The sequence below is a fragment of the Paraflavitalea devenefica genome, assembly GCF_011759375.1.
In the GTDB taxonomy this organism is placed as follows: domain Bacteria; phylum Bacteroidota; class Bacteroidia; order Chitinophagales; family Chitinophagaceae; genus Paraflavitalea; species Paraflavitalea devenefica.
In genome coordinates this window covers 2285282-2305915 of the sequence record NZ_JAARML010000002.1, presented here as the reverse complement: position 1 = coordinate 2305915, position 20634 = coordinate 2285282, and the positions used below count along the sequence as shown (strand labels likewise).

15 protein-coding genes are annotated in these 20634 nt (G+C 49.0%); 8 read left to right on the top strand and 7 right to left on the bottom strand.

Annotated features, from left to right (window positions below; all coding sequences use genetic code 11):
- Positions 1-245: 245 nt before the first annotated feature.
- The 4 genes from HB364_RS18395 to HB364_RS18380 form a co-directional block, all read right to left on the bottom strand.
- Positions 246-2024: a proline--tRNA ligase gene (locus tag HB364_RS18395; protein WP_167289677.1), complete on the bottom strand. Its 1779-nt coding sequence runs from the start codon at positions 2022-2024 to the stop codon at positions 246-248.
- A gap of 79 nt (positions 2025-2103) precedes the next feature.
- Positions 2104-5382 carry a M12 family metallo-peptidase gene (locus tag HB364_RS18390; protein ID WP_167289676.1) on the bottom strand — a complete coding sequence of 1093 codons (3279 nt, stop codon included), beginning with the start codon at positions 5380-5382 and terminating at the stop codon, positions 2104-2106.
- A 118-nt stretch (positions 5383-5500) separates the two neighbouring features.
- Positions 5501-5953 (bottom strand): HAMP domain-containing histidine kinase, encoded by a 453-nt coding sequence (locus tag HB364_RS18385; RefSeq protein WP_167289675.1) that lies wholly within the window; start codon positions 5951-5953, stop codon positions 5501-5503.
- Between the two features lie 176 nt (positions 5954-6129).
- Positions 6130-7134, bottom strand: coding sequence for a bestrophin family protein (locus HB364_RS18380; RefSeq protein WP_167289674.1), 1005 nt, complete (start codon positions 7132-7134; stop codon positions 6130-6132).
- 346 nt (positions 7135-7480) lie between these two features.
- On the opposite strand from HB364_RS18380, the gene HB364_RS18375 reads away from it, so the two are divergent.
- Genes HB364_RS18375 through HB364_RS18365 form a run of 3 tightly spaced genes read left to right on the top strand, consistent with a single transcriptional unit; the run spans position 7481 to position 9657 of the window.
- Positions 7481-8038, top strand: a complete 558-nt coding sequence (locus HB364_RS18375) for a dihydrofolate reductase family protein (protein WP_167289673.1) — start codon at positions 7481-7483, stop codon at positions 8036-8038.
- 34 nt (positions 8039-8072) lie between these two features.
- Complete coding sequence (locus HB364_RS18370; protein ID WP_167289672.1) at positions 8073-8429, top strand: YciI family protein; 357 nt, start codon at positions 8073-8075, stop codon at positions 8427-8429.
- Between the two features lies 1 nt (position 8430).
- Positions 8431-9657 (top strand): RNA polymerase sigma factor, encoded by a 1227-nt coding sequence (locus HB364_RS18365; protein WP_167289671.1) that lies wholly within the window; start codon positions 8431-8433, stop codon positions 9655-9657.
- Positions 9658-9659: 2 nt separating this feature from the next.
- Here HB364_RS18365 and HB364_RS18360 read toward each other — a convergent pair whose 3' ends face one another.
- Both HB364_RS18360 and HB364_RS18355 read right to left on the bottom strand, forming a co-directional pair.
- Complete coding sequence (locus HB364_RS18360) at positions 9660-10379, bottom strand: LytR/AlgR family response regulator transcription factor (protein WP_167289670.1); 720 nt, start codon at positions 10377-10379, stop codon at positions 9660-9662.
- Positions 10376-11872: a sensor histidine kinase gene (locus HB364_RS18355; RefSeq protein WP_167289669.1), complete on the bottom strand. Its 1497-nt coding sequence runs from the start codon at positions 11870-11872 to the stop codon at positions 10376-10378. The genes HB364_RS18360 and HB364_RS18355 overlap by 4 nt, the downstream gene beginning before the upstream one ends.
- Before the next feature lie 208 nt (positions 11873-12080).
- On the opposite strand from HB364_RS18355, the gene HB364_RS18350 reads away from it, so the two are divergent.
- The 4 genes from HB364_RS18350 (at position 12081) to HB364_RS18335 (ending at position 18472) form a co-directional block, all read left to right on the top strand.
- Positions 12081-12983 carry an ABC transporter ATP-binding protein gene (locus tag HB364_RS18350; protein ID WP_167289668.1) on the top strand — a complete coding sequence of 301 codons (903 nt, stop codon included), beginning with the start codon at positions 12081-12083 and terminating at the stop codon, positions 12981-12983.
- Positions 12977-16504 carry an ABC transporter permease/M1 family aminopeptidase gene (locus HB364_RS18345; RefSeq protein WP_167289667.1) on the top strand — a complete coding sequence of 1176 codons (3528 nt, stop codon included), beginning with the start codon at positions 12977-12979 and terminating at the stop codon, positions 16502-16504. The genes HB364_RS18350 and HB364_RS18345 overlap by 7 nt, the downstream gene beginning before the upstream one ends.
- 172 nt (positions 16505-16676) lie before the next feature.
- Positions 16677-17708 carry a sensor histidine kinase gene (locus HB364_RS18340; protein ID WP_167289666.1) on the top strand — a complete coding sequence of 344 codons (1032 nt, stop codon included), beginning with the start codon at positions 16677-16679 and terminating at the stop codon, positions 17706-17708.
- Positions 17705-18472: a LytR/AlgR family response regulator transcription factor gene (locus HB364_RS18335; protein ID WP_167289665.1), complete on the top strand. Its 768-nt coding sequence runs from the start codon at positions 17705-17707 to the stop codon at positions 18470-18472. Before HB364_RS18340 ends, HB364_RS18335 begins: the two co-directional genes overlap by 4 nt.
- Before the next feature lie 2 nt (positions 18473-18474).
- On the opposite strand, the gene HB364_RS18330 is transcribed toward HB364_RS18335, so the two are convergent.
- The gene (locus HB364_RS18330; RefSeq protein WP_167289664.1) at positions 18475-19260 is read right to left on the bottom strand and encodes a Cif family virulence factor; all 786 of its coding nucleotides are present in this window, start codon (positions 19258-19260) and stop codon (positions 18475-18477) included.
- Between the two features lie 367 nt (positions 19261-19627).
- Here HB364_RS18330 and HB364_RS18325 point away from each other — a divergent pair, with 367 nt between their 5' ends.
- Positions 19628-20623 carry a hypothetical protein gene (locus HB364_RS18325; protein WP_167289663.1) on the top strand — a complete coding sequence of 332 codons (996 nt, stop codon included), beginning with the start codon at positions 19628-19630 and terminating at the stop codon, positions 20621-20623.
- The last annotated feature ends 11 nt before the right edge of the window (positions 20624-20634 follow it).

Below are 20634 nucleotides of genomic sequence, written 5' to 3'. Positions count from 1 at the left end.
TGCCACCCAGCCCTGTGCGGAAGGGTACTTGTGCCCTTTAAACCCTTAGTGCCGCTATTCGAGGCTTGCAGCCTCGAAGCTCTATTAGGGGGCTTTTAGCCCCAAAAACGCGCCCGTCCCATTCATCGTGAACTTACACCCCAGGCATCGAAAAGAAAATCTCCTGAAAAAAGAAAAGGCACCAAAGCATGGGTTATCCCCTTGCCTCGATGCCTCAATACCTTTATGCCTCGTTGCCTGATTATTTAATCAACCCACTTCTCTGCAGCGTCCACGCCCGCTTTCAGTTGGGCAAACAATCCCTGTACAATCTCTTTCACTTTAGCGGAAAGTTGGTCCAGCGGTACAATCTCCCCTTTCTCTTCCTTGCGCAGCTTGATCTCGGCGCCACCATTCTGCACAGAGCGTTTGGAAATAGTAATGCGGATGGGAATGCCTATGAGGTCAGCATCGGCAAACTTCACGCCGGCGGATGCCATCTTCATTTCGCGATCGTCATAAAACACTTCAATGCCATCAGCTTTCAGTTGTTCGTAGGTCTTGTCGGCCAGCTCCGCCAGCTCGGGCTTATCGGCCAGGGCCACCAGCGCCACATGATAAGGGGCTACCGATACAGGCAGACTCAATCCTTTATCATCCATATACTCTTCGGCCAGACAAGCCAGTAAGCGGCCTACGCCAATACCATAAGAACCCATGATCACCGGCTTTTGCACGCCGTCTTCATCATTGAACACAGCGCCCATGGCGGTTGTGTACCGGGTGCCCAACTGGAAAATATTCCCGATCTCAATACCTCTTACCGAACGCAAACGGGAACCAGTGCTGTTTTCATGCGGACTCAAAGCGCCGTCAAAAGCGCTGACCACATCCGCTACCACATCGGCGGTGAAATCGCGGCCATAAGCCACATTCTTCATGTGGTAATCTACTTCATTGGCGCCCGCCACCATACTTTTAGCATTGGCCACCAGGTCATCTGCAATCACCAGGCAGGCCGTGCGGTCAATACCTACAGGAGAGGCATAACCGGGTACCGCACCTATGCGCAGGATCTCTTCGGCAGTGGAAGGAGCGTATTTATCTGTTTTAATGATCTTCTCCAGCTTCACGGTATTCACTTCTGTATCGCCACGCACCAGGAGCAGGACCACTTTATCCTTGTCATCAATCTTGGCTGTATAAAATACCGCCTTGCACAGGTCCTCCTTGCTCATCTGCATAAAATTGGCCAGGTCTTCAATCGTCTTCACGCCGGGCGTATGCACTTTTTCCAACGGCGCTTCGGCCTTGCTGGAATAGATCTTTTTGAACGTGGCAATTTCCTTATTCGCCTTATATTTATTATCGTCACTGATGAAAACAGTGTCTTCACCGATGGGCGTCACATACATATATTCATGCGCCATGCGGCCACCCATCATACCGGTATCGCTGTTGATGGCTACGGCAGGCAATCCCGCACGGGCAAATATTTTGAAATAAGCATTATAATGTTCCTTGTACTGCTTTACCATGCCCGCTTCATCCCGGTCGAGGGAATAAGAATCTTTCATGGTGAATTCCCGCACCCGGATCAGTCCGCCGCGAGAGCGCGCTTCATCGCGAAACTTGGTAAAGATCTGGTACACCAGCTTCGGCAATTGCTTATAGCTGTCTATCTCACTCACGCAAAGCTCTGCCACCACTTCTTCATGGGTCATGGCCAGTACCATATCGCGGTCGGCACGGTCCTTAAACCGCACCAGCGATTGGTCTATCTGGTACCACCGGTTCGTTTTTTTCCATATATCGGCCGGATGCACTACCGGCATGCATATCTCATCGCCGCCGATGGCATTCATCTCTTCCCGGAGAATACCTTCTATTTTCTTGAGGCTACGCTGGCCAAAATGAAGATAACTGAATATACCTGAGGACAATTGACGGATGTACCCGGCGCGCACCAGCAGGCTTGCCGAACGGATCTCTACCTCCTTGCTGTCACCCTTTGAAGTCTTGTACAGGATCTTTGAAAACCGCATTACGAGAAATTTTTTGCAATATTACGGCCTTTGGGCCTTATTGCATGCGATTTCCCGGTTAAACAGGTAGATAATAGCCCTATAACTTGATGAATCTTACCCCCTTGGCCGGCGCTAATTGAGGACTGCGAAGCAGGTACATCCCCGCCGCCAGGCCCTTTACAGGGAAGGACAACCTGTTGAACCCGCCCTGGAGCAACCGTTTTTCGGCACGCACCACCTGCCCCAGTGTATTGACAATCTCAAAATACATATTCCCTTCCTGCGTGGTATTCACCTCGGCTATGAGCAGGTCGGTTACCGGGTTAGGATACAGGAGCAGGGGCGCCACCTGTCCAGGCTGCCAACGCTTGGCAGAAGCGCCAATACCCAGCACGCCGCCTGATGGCGGCGCTATACATTCAATAACATAATAGTCCGGTGTTTCCCGGATAACAGCATAAGGGAATACGATGGTACCGGCTGTGACAGCAGCATGCACCGGGTGGGCAAAAGCGGTTGTATCAGAAAGCGACAGGTAATATGGGCGGATAATGTCTGTCGTATAAGCAATGCCCAGTGCAGCGCACAAAGCTTCCACCTCCTGCCGCTTAATATATAACCGTACGATGCCGGTATCGCTGAAACCATGCCAAGGATTGACCACCCAATATTTATTCAGTAATACCCATGACCAGCCCTGTTGTACGTAGGGCACCCGGGAGGCATTAACCGCCAGGCTGGTAGTATAATGCTGCAGTTTTACCTGGTTAGGATACAACTCCAGTGAATCATTGTATTGTTTCTTAAAAGAGATCAGCAGGGAATCGGCCGCCGAAAAATAATGCGTGAAATAATCAGCATCCGTACAGGCTTTTACAGCAGTAACCGCATGCACAGCACCACGCTGCTGAGGCAGCGGGGCATTGACAGGCGACGCACATACATCAGCACCGCAGATCAGGATATTGTCCAGCGCGGCAGCATCCAGGCCCCTCGTAAAAGTACCCTTACTGCCATCAATCAACGTAAAGCGAACCTGGAACTGCGGGTTGCGATAGGGGTCCAGGCCAATCGTAATACGGGGAGGAATAAAATGCCAGAAGAACTCACTGCCGGTATAATTGATATATTGCTGCGAACTATCCACCATCCATACATTCACCCAGGAGTGGCCGTCAAACACATCCGCTTTCAGACAGGCGAACACATGGCTCCTTCTGTCAACCGTGCGGAAATAAGCATAATCGAAACTCAGCGTTACGCCGGTTTTATTGCTGATGTCTAATACCGGCGAAAAGATCTCATAAGTACCAAATTGTTTCTGGATCCCGTTATTCCAGAAATCATAAAAAGTCATGCGGGTGCTGTCAATATTCCCGTAAGGGAAAGGACCGCCATTGCCGGCGCGATCGTTGAACCCTATGGCGAGGTACTTTGCCTCATAAGGCAGTGGAAAGTGACGGGTAACCTGGCTGATCCAGCCGGCAGGCACCTTACCATCATTAAAGTCGGTCGTTGCCAGTGGCGTGCAATCATTGCTCAATACCGGTGCCCGGAAGGTGGCAGCCGTATAACAGGGCCCATAATCCGTAATATAAATGTGTAGCCTTTTGAGCAGGCGTCCATCTATGCGCAGGCCGGTTAAGGTAATGCGCTGCGAAGCCCCGCTGAAATCAAATCGTTGTTGTTGTCCGTCTACCATCGCGGTTACCTGCAGTTGGTCGGCATTACTATTCAGATAATGAAGATGGAAGGAAAGGTCGTACCTGCCATTGGCTGCATTACCTGCCACAATAGAATCAATGCGGAAACTGCTTAGCTGGTAAGGAACAATCACCGGAATGCTGGTGGTGGAAGCATCACACTTCGCCTTCACCAGGAATTCATATGGGGTACAGGGCCGCAATCCGGAAATAGTGATCTCCGTACCCGTTACTTCAACCGTATTGGCCACCGGGAATATCGCTGAATCTTTTACTTTGTATTGTACAATATAGGTGGGTGCAGTTCCCTGCCAGCTCAGGCGCACCGCCTGGGTGCCCACCGTTTCCAGTGTAAGCCCCTTTACCCGTTCGCAAGGGTCTATGCTGCAAAGATTGCTATGCAGGCAGGCATTGGCGCCCCATTCAAATGTTCGCTTAATATTCCAGGCAGAACCAGTCTCGTAGGGGATTCCCACAAAATCGCTGTACCGTGAAAACCGCGTGGCAGTACGCACCAGGTAAGAAGTCATAATAAATGACCGTACTGCAGGAGATAGCTCATCATCATGCGCACAACCAAGATTATGCCCGGTTTCATGGGCAGTGACCAGCGAATAACTCGCTCCATTCAGGTAATCCCTGAGCACATGCACCTCTTTGCGGGCATTACAGAGCTGCCCCATGCCAGTGGCAACACCCAATACAGCATTGGGCGGACCTAAAGGAATGGATTTGCCGGTAATCATTTCCGCTATATCAAAAGGCGCCTGGAAATGTGCATTGGCCCAGTTGCCAAAGGCAAGGAGTGAAAAACTTCCATTGGGCAGCAGGTCATTATCCGGATCTGTTACGATATACAGGGCCACCACCGGCATCGTAATATGATCATCTCCTACATCGGTAGTACTTTCCTGGTCGAGGTCTAAATCCACAAAATAAGATTCAGCTACATGCCAGTTGGCAATAATATAATTGGCGATCAATTCAGTGGAGCCATGTTTTTCATACACGGCATAATCGGTGGCAACAGCCATCCTTACCTGTTTACAACTCGCACGCTGGGAGGCAGGCGATGATACAGCCGCTGCGGAGGTAGCCGGAACCTTATACTTATTGCCCGCAGACATCTCAGTGGTGCCGCAAAAATTGCCCGGCAAGGGCACATCATTCACATGGTAAAAAATATATTCTTCTTTAGAAGCTGACGTATCAAACTTCCGGAGCGGCTCAATGAAATACCGGTCTGTACCATTGTCCAGGAAGCCATAAATAAAATGATCATTCACGGCCAGTCGCACCCGGCCCTTTCCATCCTGCATAGTTCCGGTCAGCAACAGCGGCCCGTGCAATAATGGCTGCACGCCTCCCCTGCTGGTGGTCACACTGACCTTATCCGCGGAGGCCGGCTTAGCCGACAATTGCAGGGACCATGGTTGTTCACCGATATGCCAGTTAATGCGGTTGACCTTTTCGGGTGTGGCGCGTGAGAAGGCGGCCAGCTCATTGGCCGTTAACCGGAGCACCTGCACCTTGTTAAATCGTTCCTGTAAGGAAGCAGAGGGTCTGGCAGAGTATAACCTGGTAGTAATAGTGGAAGGAACCTCCTGTGCACGTAAGGAAAGTACAGACAGGCAAAGCAGTATACAGCAGATGTTTTTTATGAAGGGGGTCATACCGGTTGTTGGCTGGGCAATAAAAGCGCCTAATGAATATAGTGAAATAGCGCCAACCGGCCAAGTCCGGGAGCTCCTGCAAGTGGGCTAAACCGCTCCAAATGGGGTCCTGCCCATATTAGGATATGGATGATGCCGCCAGCGACAGGGAGATCACCATTCCCTGGTTCCGCTGATTATAAATATGGATATTACCACCCAGGCGGTAAGCAGCAGCCAGTACCTGCGAAAAATCGCCGGTTACGGTACTGTAAAAATTGGCGGCGCTGATGCGTACGCCTATCTGTATCCCTTCGGCCTGTTTCACAGCTTCCACACGGATACATACACTGCTGGTAGTGCTGATGGCATTATCCAACAGGTTACTCAGTACAAAGGCCAGGGTCTGCTGATCGGCGCAAAGCTGAAAGGCGGGGTCTACATCATTCACAATAAAGCTGCTTTTTTCAACAGCCAGCGGTATAAAACTTTTCATTAGATCTTTAATCAGTGGGCAGAGGGGCATGGATTCTGTGCTGGCGAATACCGGGGCAACGGCGGGGGGCCTGGAGGTAAATGACAAGTTTTTCATGATTTGTGTGTTTAACTCATTCAATAAACGGTCCGGGTTGAGGGGTTTGGCTTGGGGGAAAACGTTCGTTTTGATTGCACCCTAAAAATACCCTCCCGGAGCGCCGGAACCATCAAAACAGGGGCACTCAAACCAGAAAATATACTAAAGCATGGAAGAAGGCTACAGAATAACCATTAGGAAAGAATCAAATTCACCGGCTGCATAGGCTTGGGCACTTCCGGAATATCCATCATTTCCAGCAGGTCAATTTCGATAGTACGGGAAATGGCCGTGACCGGCACATCATTGGCGCCGCCTTCAAAGGGGTTCTCCGTATTCTCCCCAATCCTTTCAAGGGTAAGGAATACCCAGCCTACTACGCCACTGAAAGGAATGGACAGCCATATCAGCCAATTGCCTGCCCGCTGAAATTCATTCAATACGCCAAAGGGCACCATAAAAACAAAAAGACGGGTAAGCATCTGGCTGATGGTGGCGAATTGCCGCGGGTAAGGGAAATTCTTGATCCGTTCACACCGGCCCTGGTGATCATACAGGTCTACCAGCAGTTTCTCCATCTCCACATACGTCAGCGGCTCGATCAATCCCTGGGCCTTTAATTGTTTCAACTGCAGGGACTGCCTGCCTATCAACTGGGTAGCCTTATTCGATTTACTCAATACATACTTTAATTCTTCGGGGGAAAGATAGGGCGTGAGCGCAGACTCCAGTGATCTGCTCCATTCATCGATCACAAACCGCTGACCATACTTTTTATTGGAAGGTTTGGTGCGACTGGTTTCCCAGGTACGTTGCTCGCGCAACTGAAAACGCAGGGCCGTCAGCCAGGCAATATGCCGCTTGATCAGCTCCAGTCGTATCTTTTGTATCTCCTCCGAACTATGTGCACCCACAAAATCCTTGACCATCATGCCCCAGGAACGGCTGCTGTTGATAATAGAGCCATAGATCTGGCGGGCTTCCCATAAACGGCTGTAGGTTTGTGTATTCCTGAAACCTACAATAAAGGCAGTAGCGGTACCCACCATGGCAATGGGTATCCAGGGCAGCGCTATCCATCGCCAGTTGAACAACTCAAATATTACAACAGGTACAATGGAAAGGATGGCCATCAGTTTCACATCACTGATCGTCCACACAAAAATTTCCTTGAAAGTATATCGTTGTCCGGCGTGCATAAGCTTCTTTTAAAAGAGATAAAAATAAGGCACAAATTGATACTTATTCAATTAGTTGGTAACTTAGTTCAGTGAGCCCGGTGGAACATCGGGCAGTTGGTCACTTCCAAAGGGTTCCTGTCCAGCAAATACAAAGCCTCCTTGAAAACAGTAACCACTTTCAAACCTGTCCGTTTCCTGATCTTCACCGAAGACCATGCCGCCGTATCTTTCCCGGGCACACCGGTGGTGCTGACGACCCCGCAATAAGGTTGGAAAAATATTTCCTCCCCGGTGTCCAATCCGGTATAGCTCATTTGTTATAGAGGTATACATCAATTATTCCCTGACAATTAAAACTGATGACATGGGCATATTATCATCCTTCCAGTTCATAACGCTGAATGGCTTTTATAAAGGGCCGGATAACGACATCTCCTGGCACCAGCACGGTGGAGAGGAAAGCGCCTTTGCTGAAGAAGGCGCCCAATCGGGCAGCACGCTGCTTTTTGGCCGCATCACCTACGAAATGATGGCCGGCTTCTGGCCAACGGCCGAGGCCCAACAAGCCATGCCGGTAGTAGCCGAAGGCATGAACAAGTCCGAAAAGATCGTATTCTCCCGCACATTGAAAACGGCCGACTGGAACAATACGCGGATCGTGAAAGACAATATAGAAGCCGAAGTAAAACGGCTGAAAGAAGCCGGAAAGGCTATGACGATACTGGGCAGCGGCAGCATCTTAACCCAGTTAGCCAACAGCGGGCTGATTGATGAATACCAGGTCATGATAGACCCTGTGGCGCTCGGCAGCGGCACTCCCTTATTTGAGGGCCTGCAGCATCACCTGGACCTTCAATTGATCAATTCGAGGGTATTTAAAAGTGGTGTGGTGCTGCTCTCTTACCTGCCCATAAAAAAGTAATTACATTTACAATGGACAGAAAAAAAACATGATCATGGACGAATATTTATTACTGATGCGCCTGGACCTTATCACCAAAGAGGCCCAGCCATCGCCGGAGCAACTGCAGGTATATATGAAACAATACCACGACTGGGTAGGCGGCATTGCCGCACAGAACAAATTTAATGGCGGCACCGGATTATCAACTGAAGGCCGGGTATTAAAAGCCAACAATATAATGACCGATGGTCCCTATGCAGAGATCAAGGAATCCATAGCCGGCTTTATCATTGTAAAGGCAGCCTCTTTTGATGAAGCGGCGGCTATGGCAAGAGCCTGCCCCATCCTGCAGGGCGAAGGCAACAGCGTGGAAGTAAGGAAGGTAGTGGCTACAAACAATACCCGCTGAGATGGAGAACGGCGAACTGATACCGCATTTATTCAGGATCGAATACCGGAAGATCGTATCGGTGCTTTGTAAGCATTTCGGATTTGACCAGATAGCCAACGCTGAAGATATTGCCAGCGACACCTTCCTCACTGCCGCACAGACCTGGGGCATTAAAGGTTTGCCACAGAATCCCGTTGCCTGGCTATACAATGTAGCAAAGAATAAAGCCCGCAATCATTTGCAACGCCATGCTATCTTTAACAATAAGGTGGCGCCAGCCATCCAAAACACAGCGCCAGGCTTTGAGGAATATGAGATTGATCTATCGCCGCAAAACATCAACGATAGCCAGTTGCAAATGATGTTTGCCATTTGTCATCCTGCCATCACTCCCGAAGCACAGATAGGGTTATCGCTGCGCATCCTGTGCGGCTTTGGCATTGAGGAAATAGCTGATGCCTTTCTTACGAATAAGGAAACGATCAATAAACGGTTGTTCCGGGCAAAAGAAAAACTGCGGGAAGAAAAGATCAGGATAGCGCTTCCTGCTCCTGCTGAACTGGATGAACGCCTGGCTGCTGTACTGGCAACGACCTATTTGCTGTTCAACGAAGGTTACTATTCCGTGAGTCAGGGCCAAACCATAAGAAAAGAGCTTTGTTTTGAAGCCATGCGGCTTTGTTCCATGCTGGTGGAAAACAAGTATACCAATCAACCCGCCGCCAACGCCTTGCTGGCGCTTATGTGCTTTCATGCCTCCCGGCTGGATGCCCGGGTCAATGTAGCCGGCGAACTTGTTTTATATGATGAGCAGGATGCCAGTCAGTGGAACACCGACCTGATCAGTAAGGGCGGCTATTTCCTGCATTGTGCGGCCAGTGGCAATCAGCTCTCCCGTTACCACCTCGAAGCCGGCATTGCTTACTGGAATACTCAAAAAGAAGACAGTAAAGAGAAGTGGGAAAGCATTTTGCAATTGTACAACCGCTTATTGCAAATAAATTATTCTCCCATGGCAGCCCTCAATAGGACCTTTGCACTTGCCAAAGTACAGGGAAAGACCGCAGCTATTGCCGAAGCAGAAAAGTTATCGCTCACCGGCAATCATTTTTATTTTATACTGCTGGGTGAACTATATACCGGCATTGATCATACAAAATCCAAACAGCATTTTGAACAGGCGCTTACACTGGCCCGGACTGCGGCAGATAAGCAGGTTATTGAGAAAAAACTGGCGCGACTGTAAAATCAAAACAACTTCACCACATGCTTATAATTCTTTCCCAGCGGCAACTCCTTACCATTCTTTAGGCGGATGGTATTACCCTCAATGTAATGCACAAACTTTTTGTTGAGGATATAGGATTTATGAATGCGCACAAAGGTTTCCGGCGGTAACTGCTCTTCAAAGCTGCTGAGGGTGCGGGGCGTTAACAGGTATTTTTGTTCACCCCATACCTTTACATAATTGCCCATGCTCTCCAGGTAGTACACTTCATCCACTGCCAACTGCACCTGTTTCTTATCCGACTTGATGTAGATACGCAAAGGCTCAGCAGGCATTACCGGCTGCACGACAGCAGCAGTACTTTCAGCAGCCTGTTTCCGTAAAGTATACATAGCCAGCGCGCGATTAGCTGCTTTCAAAAAGCGGTCGAACCGGAAAGGCTTGAGCAGGTAATCACACACCTCCAGGTCAAAACTTTCCAGCGCATGTTCTTCATACGCCGAAGTGATGATCACCAGTGGCCGTTGCTGTAACGTACGCAGGAAATCGAGGCCACTCAGCTTAGGCATGCGGATATCGAGGAAGATCAGATCAACAGGTTGGGTACTTAAGAAAGAAAGGGCCTCCGTGGCCAGGTGACATTGCCCCACCACTTCCAGGAAAGGAATATCCTCCACGTATTTCAGGATCACCTGGTGCGCCAGCGGCTCATCATCCACTATCAGACAACGTATTTTCATGTCAGGTCCAATTCCAGTTCAGCCTTAAAAGTATGACTTTCTATCCCGGTTTTCAACTGGTGTTTACCCGGGTATAACAAAGCCAATCGTCTTTCCAGGTTGGCCAATCCTATACCGGCAGCCACTTCCCCCTCCTGCTCAAAAGAATTCACACACGTAAAATACAGCCGGGTAGCGTCTGCATACAACGACAAGTGCAGCAGGGCTGTTCCTTCCGCAGGCTCTACCCCATGCTTGAAGGCATTCTCGACCAACACAATTAACAACAGGGGTGCTACCAGAGGCGTATCGCCCGCTATCTCTTTTGTAAACTGTACATCCGGCTTCCGCTTGAGCCTGATCTGTTGCAATTGCATATAATCTTCCAGGTACTTTACTTCCTCCTGTACAGACACGGCCGGCTCTTTGGCTTTATAGATCACATAACGCATTAACTCCGATAACTGCAAAATGCTTTCCGGTGTTTGCGTTGATTGCGCCAGGCTCAGTGCATACAGGTTGTTCAGGGTATTGAAAAAGAAATGTGGATTCAGTTGTTGCTTGAGCAGGTCCAGCTCGGCCTCTGCTTTTTCTTTTTCCAGCGACATGATCCGGCTGTTCTGCTTCGACCATTGCAGGGCCAGCACTACCGGCAGACTAAGCAGGATGATCAATATGGCCCCAAAAGCATTCTCCAGTAAAAAGGGATTATCAGAAAAGACCTTGCCCAATCTGCCATTCACCGGCAGCAGGGATAGCAATTGCGCAATGATGGGATAAGTGATGCCTACCGTGGCCAATCCGGCCAGTATGTACATCACCACTCCTTTTTGTTTCAATACCCGGGGCACAAGCACCCGGTTATTGATATAAAAAAAGAAATAGCCGCACAGGTACATGAACAGGAACTGCACCAGGAAACTCAGAAAAACACCAAAGTGGGTGAGCACTTTCCAAAAGTTAAACTCAAAACCCAGCAGCAACCCGCCGGGCCTGTCATATTCCGGGTTGCCCATACTGGACACCGCCATGATAGAAAAGAGGACGGCAATCAGTATAATGCTAATCAACACCGACCGCTCCAGGCTCAACCGCTTGATCCATTGCCATTGCAAGGCCCGCTTCCGGTACCAGGCGATAACCGTCAGCAACAGTTCGAGCAGGAAAATAAAGAGCGCGCTGATGGGGATCAATTGCTGGAAACGCGTATTCACTTCCAGGAAAGTACTGCAAATGACAAAAAGCAACCCCAAATAAACACCAAAGCAAGCCAGCCAGTATTGCAGGTACCGCCTCCCGGAAAGTAGTTGTTTCCAACGTTCCCTGTTCCAGGAGAAAACCAATACCGGCAAATGCACCAGGAACAATACCAGCAAAGCGCTCCCGTAATACGTCCAGGAATACACGCCTTTTTCCAGCACGTCAAAAAGAGCCATCCAGCACAACAGGCCTATATACAACAACACTTCAAAACGCTTTGTAAGAGGCTCCAGCTTATCATACCATCGCTTCATATTACCAGAATGAAAGGATAAAAAAACGGCTGCCCGTCCATCCGGGCAAATATTAATGATGAACGTATCATTTATCATGATGTAAGTAAAAAATAACTGAAAACAGCCTATACAGGCCGTTGATCATCATCTTCTTTTCCATGGTCATGTATAATTGAACAACCTGCACCGGCAGGGTACTTTGCACCCACTCTTAAACAAAAGTCCCATGCAGCGATTACAAATAAGCAACCTTTCCAAGACCTATCCCAACGGCGTTAAGGCGCTGGACAATGTTTCCCTCACCATTTCCAATGGCATGTTTGGCCTCCTGGGCCCCAATGGCGCCGGCAAATCATCTTTAATGCGCACGCTGGCCACTTTACAACCACCCGATAGCGGGCAGGTATTGTTTGATGGCAAAGACATCTTCCGGCACGAACAGCAACTGCGCAGTCAACTGGGTTACCTGCCGCAGGACTTTGGCGTATATCCAAAGATCAGCGCTATAGACCTGCTGAACCACCTGGCCATTTTAAAGGGTATCACGGATAAGAAGGCGCGCAAAGAACAGGTACTGGCACTATTACAGCAAACCAACTTGTATGCAGTCAGGAAGCAGGCGGTGAGCACTTACTCCGGCGGCATGCGCCAGCGCTTCGGTATTGCACAAGCACTGCTGGGCAACCCGCAATTGATCATTGTAGATGAACCCACCGCCGGACTGGACCCTTTGGAACGCAACCGCTTTCACGACCTGCTGAGCGAGATCGGTGAGCAGGTAGTGGTTATCCTGTCTACGCATATCGTGGAAGATGTGCATGACCTCTGTCCCAATATGGCCATCCTGGCCGGTGGCAAAGTTATCTTACAAGGCAGGCCCGGCTTATTAACGGAAGCACTGGAAGGACAGGTATGGCAGAAAACCGTTTCCAAAGAAACGCTGCATCAGTACCAATCCACCCTGAATGTCATCTCCACGCGGATGACCGGCGGCAAAATACAGGTGCATATACTGAGTGGTATCCGCCCCGATGCAGGCTTTGAGCCTTTCTCGCCCGACCTGTCATCCGTCTATTTCTCTGCTTTATTTGGTGCGCAACGCACCAAAAAGGAGGGCGCTGTATGTTAAGTCATTTAATAGGGTTTGAACTGAAATATCATTTCAAACAAATCACTTTTATAGTGGCGGCCATTTTATTTGTGGCTTTAGGCATGCTGATAGCGCAGGGGAATTTTGGCGGCACTGAAATACATAAGAACTCGCCGCATGTGATCAGTTATATTACCTGCTTCCTCTCCCTGTTTGCCATCTTTGTAAACACGCTCTTTTGCGCCAATGTGGTATTAAGGGATGTCACCCACCAGATGGACGCCATTATTTTTACTACCTCCCTGCAACGCCTGCCCTATTTTATGGTGCGGTTGCAGGGTTTATTACTGGCCGTTTTTTTAATCCTTGGCCTGGCGGTATTGGGCATATACCTGGGTACATTTTCCGCCGATGCCGATCAGCTCGGCGCTTTTAAGGCCAGCTACTTTTTATACCCGCTCTTTGTATTCGGACTGCCCAATATACTGTTTTGTGGCAGTGTCATTTTCAGTGTAGCACTGCTCACCCACAACCAGCGGGCAGTGTACATGACCGGTGTAGGCTTGTTCATCCTGTATTTCCTGGGATCTATTTTGGGTAATTCACCCATCATGGCCAGCTCTTTAAAGACCGACACCCCTACCCTCTTACCTTATTTGCTGGACCCTTTTGGCCTGGCGGCCTTCCTGGGTGAAACCCGCTCCTGGCCGGTGGCTGACCGTAACAGTAAGTTGTTCCCTGTGGAAGGTATTTTCCTGGCCAACCGCTTGTTGTGGACAGGAATAGCAGGCATATGGCTATTGCTGAGCTACCGGTATTTTAAATTCCGGAAGCCGGCCACTGCCAAAACCCGGAAGCAACAACAGCCGGCAACTGTAGCAAAAGCTATTCCTTATAAAAGTGTAGCTGTTCATCCGAAAGGATTTGCCTATCACCTTTCCACCTTTACCACGCAACTGAAACTGGAAGCAAAATCGGTCTGTAAACACATTCCCTTCCTGGTGATGATGGCCTTGTGGATATTCCTGTATGCCGTAGAGTTGAAAGAAAACATCCTGCAAGGGCCTTACGGCACACGGTTTTATGCAGCTACCGGTTTTATTATAGAAGAGTTGCGCACCATACGCCCAGCCTTGCTGTTGCTTATTTTTTATGCCGGCGAGCTGATCAGCCGCGAGCGCACAGCCAATATGCAGGGATTGATCTTCAGTACACCAGCGCCCAATATTGTTTTGTGGGGCGCCAAATGCGCTACCCTTGCTGTGCTGATAGTTATACTTGTTACAGTCAATATTTTCATCGGGATGGGCCTGCAGTTATTGACCGGTTATAGCACCATTGACGTGCCTGCCTATCTTTCCCTGTATTACTACAGTGGCCTGCCCTTATTCCTGTTGGCAGTATTGATCGCATTCATACAAACAATCACGCCCAACAAATACCTGGGCATGTTACTCAGCCTGGTAGCCGTAGGCATTGTGATCTTCAGTCGCCAGTTGGGCATTCATCATTACCTGCTGCGCTATGCCACCCTGCCCGACCTGAGGTATTCGCTCATGAACGGCTTCGGCCATTATACGGCCGCGACAAACTGGTACCTGTTGTACTGGACTGCTTGTGCGGCTGTGCTGTCCCTGCTGGCCGCCGCTTTATGGCAGGGCAGCACATCGGCTACTTTGTGGCAACGGGCGAAGTCAATGGGCCGGCAATGGGGCCGCACCGGCAAGGTATTCCTCGCCACGTGCCTGCTCACCTGGATTGCCACTGGTATGTATATTTATAAACAAACACCTTCCGTCAGTACAGCGCGGAACAATAAAACGGTGCAGACCTGGCAGGCATCTTATGAAAAAAAGTACAAGTCACAAGCGTCCTTGCCGCAACCGTATATCGTAGCCATCAAAACCAATATAGACTTGTACCCGGCAACAGGCACATACACCGTGCAAGGTCATTACCGGTTGAGAAACGAAAGCGATCAGCCCGTTTCCACCTTATGGCTGGGCGTTGATCCGGAAGTGACCAACGTTACTTTTTCTGTTCCCCATGCCACCTTGGAAAAAGCCGATCCTGCCTTCCAGCAATACTGGTATAGGCTGGCCACCCCTTTATTGCCGGGCATGGAAATGAACCTGCAGTTTTCCATGGCAGTAGAACGGAACAGCTTTGCCCCCTTTAACCCCGAGCATTCCGTAGTAAGCAATGGCAGCTATATTGAACTGGAAAAATACATCCCCTTCCTGGGGTACAATGACCGTTATGAAACAGGTAATGTTGCTTTAAGGAAAGCGAACGGACTGCCGCCACTCATTGCTACCACTTCAACAGACAGCAGCTATCACCTGGTGGACTATGAAACCGTGGTCTCTACTGTCACAGACCAACAGGTAGTAACAATAGGTGACCTGCAAAAAGAATGGACCGCCAATAACCGGCACTATTTCCATTACAAAACGGGGCAGCCCATTGCTTTCATGCTGGCATTAAGCTCGGCACGGTATGCGGTGCAGCAGGAAGTGTATAAAGATATTAGCTTCAGCATTTATTATCAACCCGGGCACACGCACAACCTGCCCACGATGATGCAGGCCATGAAGGATGCCATAAATTATGGCACCACACATTTCAGTCCTTACCCCCTGTCGCACCTCACCCTTGCTGAAATCCCGCACTATCCCGGCGCCGCCACTGCTTACCCGGGCGTATTGTTCAGTACAGAAAAGATCAACTTCATGAGTGACCTGCGCGACAGCAGCCGGTTCAACAATATCTATGCCGTTACCGCCCATGAGGTAGCGCACCAATGGTGGGCCAACCAACTGGCGCCACTGGATGCCCCGGGCAGGGCCGTGCTGACAGAATCATTGGCGAAGTATACGGAGTTCATGGTAACAGAAAAACGCTTTGGCCGGCAATACCTGAGCAGTCTGCTGAAAGCTGACAACAACCTTTATTTTACCCTGCGCAATATGGAGGGAGAACAGGAAGCACCGCTGGTCCGCACCACCCAGGCTTTTGCCTATTATCAGAAAGGCGGGCGGGTGCTGTATGGCATCAAAGAAATGTTGGGGGAAGAACACATGGACCAGGCCCTGCAAAGACTCCTGGGCAAGTATGGTGTTTCACATACCAAGGCGACAACCACTGATCTGCTCCGTGAATTGAGTACAGGCGCCACACCGCAACAGGCAAAGCGGATAGATGATCTTTTTAACAAGGTAATCGTGTATAGCAACAAGCTGCAGGTACTGCGATGCGACTCCCTATCCCCCGGCCGGTTCAGGCTGCAACTGCAGGTGAACCTGGCTGCCTTTGATGAAAGCGGTATACAACCTCAGCCTCTGGCCCCGGATGATGTAATGACAGTAGCTGTTTACGACCAACCGGCCGGTCAATGGAACCGGCACACAAAGCCCCTGTACCTGAAGCAGCACCATTTTTCCCGGGTGGTCAATGTAGTGACGATTGAGCTTGACAAAAAACCGGCTATAGCGGTTATTGATCCTTACGGCTACCTGCCGGATACGGACCAGGAAGACAATAGGCAGACCGTTAAATAACAGGCCGCAGGCAGGATTGCAGCCATGTCTTATAGAGGCAATTGACTGGCAGTCCTGCCTGAGCTGCTGAAATGACGTTATTGGCGTCTGAAATGACGGACAAGCTATTCAAATTGATCGCGCAATAGCAGGCACTTTATGTGCATTGACTTATTTTTACAAAAATTTGTCTGTGCTGATCGGTGAAAAAAAAGTGCGGCTTTATGGGTACCTGGCCTTTGCGGTCCTTTTCTATTGTTTCTTCATGCTGGATATGTTCTTTAACGTCCAGGCAAAAAACCTGCTGGCCAAAACGCTGATCGTAACCATTGCTTTTACCATCCTGGTATGGGAGCCTGTACGTTTTGTGGCTTTGCAGACCTACAAAAGACGGAAAGGCATTCAGCACAATTCGAAAAGAAGGGCGATCGTAGCCGCTATATTGATACCCTATGGTTTTCTATTGGGGTTTGCCCGTATTTTCATCGAAGGCAAGTTGAATTTATGGGGCGTTCCTGTGATGACTATTCCCATTTTTCTCTTGTTTACGGGCATCACCCTGCTGTTTATTTTGCTGGAGGTATCGTTCTATGAGATCATGTTTTATATACAACGGTGGCAGGCCACACAAATAGAGGCCAACGAACTGAAAAAGCTGAACCTGCAAATGCAGTTCGATTCCCTGAAAGTACAGATTCAACCCCATTTTTTATTCAATACACTCAATACGCTGATCGGACTGATTGAAAAAGACCAGAAAAGGGCCATCCATTTTACGGAAGACCTGGCCTATGTATACCGGTACCTTTTAGAGGCCAACGAATGCACCCTGATCAGCCTGGAAGAAGAATTGAAATTTGCCAGGATCTATTTTTCCCTGTTGAAAACCCGCTATCCCGAAGGACTGTTCCTGGAAGAAGCCATGGAAGAGGCGGCCCGTTTCCAGGTGCCGCCACTGAGCCTGCAGATACTGATTGAAAATGCCGTCAAGCACAATGCTGTCACCAGGGCAGAACCCCTGTTTATCAATATCTGGCTCAACAAGCAGGAGGAACGTGTGGTAATACGGAATAATTATCAGCCAAAGAACCGCGTACTAAGATCGGGGCATGGCCTGCAACATTTGAAAAAGAAATTTCAATTGCTGGCGCTGCCCGGCATTGTGATCGATAGCAATCAACAATATTTCTCCGTGAGTTTCCCTGTTTTAAAAGCATCCCTATGAATGTGCTGATCATTGAAGACGAAAATATTGCCGTGCAGCGGTTGACCGAAATGCTGCATGACCTGGAAAAAGATGTGCGGATAGTCAATGTGCTGGATAGCGTGAAAACGAGCATTGCCTTCCTGCAACAGGCTCCTGAACTTGACCTTATATTCATGGACATTGAATTGGGCGACGGCCAAAGCCTGGAGATCTTTGAAAAGGTCAGCATTGACACTCCCGTCATTTTCATTACCGCTTACCAGGAGCATGCGCTGAAGGCTTTCAAACAAAATAGTGTTGACTACTTGCTGAAGCCCTTGCATAAGTCGGAGCTGAAGGCTGCCCTGGAAAAATACAAACGCCTGCATGGCCGCCCCGACACGCAATTACAAAAAAATGTGCTGCGGCTCCTGGAAGAAATGAAGGCGATGGACCCCGTGGAATTTAAGGAACGCTTTTTAGCCAAAACAGGTACACGGATGATCTCTGTACCAGCCAGGAATATTGCCTACTTCTATACCAAAGAAAGGTGTCAATACATAAAGACAGCCACTAACGATGACCTGATCCTTGACAAAGCATTGGATGAAGTTGAAAATGAGGTAGACAAAAAGGCCTTTTTCCGGGCGAACCGGCAATTCATCATTAATTATAACCACATAGAAAAAGTTCAAAGCTGGTTTGCCGGAAAGCTAAAGGTTCAGGTTCGACCGGCTGCTCATGAAGAGATCATCATCAGCCGGCTCCGGGCAGCCGATTTTAAAAAGTGGCTTGGCGAGTAAAGCTATAACCCGATTGCCTGCAGCAATACTACCCACCCTTTTGTAGTATGTCCCCAAATCCGTACATAGTTTGCTGTTTTATTGCCCGCTTTCGCCTGGCCATACACATAGCCAAGGTCATTGCTTTGAGCGATGCCGGCGGCAAGCGGCGTATATTCTATATTGGCAGGCAGTGTTGTTAACTCCTGCAAGACAGTGTCGGCAGATTGCAACGGCTGTTTGCCTTCTCTGCTCAATATTGATTGAGGATACAACATAGTAGCATAGTTCAGGTTTGTTTCCAGTTGGTATAGATCAACCATGGCTGTATCTGGTAGTAAGGTCACCTGAAAGGGAGCAAGCACCTGTGCCGGATAAGCAGTAGGCGTATAACCCGTTCCCAGGTCGGCCAATAGTTTCCATTCCATTTTTGCATTTCTTTTCCAGACAGAAATATATTGACCACAGGTTAAGACAGTCCCTGCTAATGAATCCCTCAATTCAAAGGGGCCTGTCGTGAAACCCAGATCACCTTTGGCCGATGTAAGGCTAAGGGCGGGCAGCCACAGCAGCCTGGGACCTTCTTCTGGAGCACGCTGCCAGTATTGCAATCCATTGATGGCCTTTCCCCTGTTAAAGACAACACCGTTACTATCCAGGCAGGACAGAAACGCCGCTTTCGTATTTTCTTCCCGGGCCTGTTGGGCGAATCTAAGTTCCGCTTCTGTAATCGTCATCCCGGGCTGACAATAGCCATTGATGGAAGCTAATATACCTAAGCAGCAACAAAAAGTTTTTAGCAGGTTCATAGTTTGTAAATAACGTTTGGGGGTTAAGAGCAGATATGTTAATAAAGAACAGGTGGTAGAAACCACCTGTGTCACATGAGAAATATTCTAACGACCCTTTGTTACAGTACTTTTCCGGCTGCTGTAACAGGTCAAAAATAAATACGAATCCAATTGCGCGTATTTGTTGCTGTTTAAGATGATGATTTATCTATCTTAATCGCTGGCAAAGCATATTCAAGTGTTGATCGGGGCTTGTGTTTACGGGTTTCCATTTCGGTTGGGGTATGCATCACTTCACCAGTAAGTTATAGCATCTTGTCGTTTTTGTGTGACACCGCGGCAGCTTTTCCTGTCTTTGCCACTAACTTTCCTACAATTAATTATTATGAAAAAAAGCGTATTATCTGTTATTATTATTGTGAGTGGCCTCCTGCAGACAAGTGATGTGCAGGCAAAAGTGTGGCGTATCAACAATGCCACCGGTGTATCAGCGGATTATAAGGAAGTGTCTGCAGCTATTGCAAGCAGTTTTGTGACGACTGGCGACACCTTATACATTGAGGGCTCTGCTACTCTCTATAACTCCGCTACCCTCACCAAAAAACTGGTATTGATCGGTTCCGGTTACCTGCTTTCCGGCACCGGCGCCAACACCGGCCTGCAGGCGATGGGCCTGTCTACTAAAATAGCTTCTATCCTAATTGATTCACTGGCCTCCGGCAGCACTTTTATGGGCCTTAGCGCTCCGATCTATCTTTATGCCAGTGTAGATGATGTCACCATTACGCGATGTGAGGGCAATATAAGCGTATACACGCCTATAGCCAATTCCAAAATAGCCAACCTCATTATTAATAAATGCATCGGACATTCAGACTTGTCATTAACCACGGTGGAGAACATTAAGGTTACCAACTGTATATTTCTCAACACGTTTACCATCAACAAAGTCATTAATGGCCTGGTGCGGAATAATGTATTTGTCTCCGCGGCTACTATTGCCAACAGCTATGTGAGTAACAATATCTTTTTAAGCACTTTGACCGTTTCTACCAGTACGGTCAAATACAATCTTGCTTCCGGCGCCAATACCTTACCTGCCGGAAACAATAACCAGAATGGTGTATCGGCCACGGTTTTCTTTGAGAATACCGGTTCTTCCGATGGGAAATACCAACTCAAGGCCGGCTCTCCTGCTATCGGAGCAGGCGAGCCCATTGGCGGTATAACGCCCGATGCCGGCGCTTTTGGCACAGCCGATCCCTATCGCTTAAGCGGCATCCCGCCAATCCCCACTATTTACAGTCTCACCGTACCTCCATCCATACCGGCTTCAGCTACTTCGATGGACATCACCTTCAGCACCCGTTCCAATAATTAATCACTTAAAAG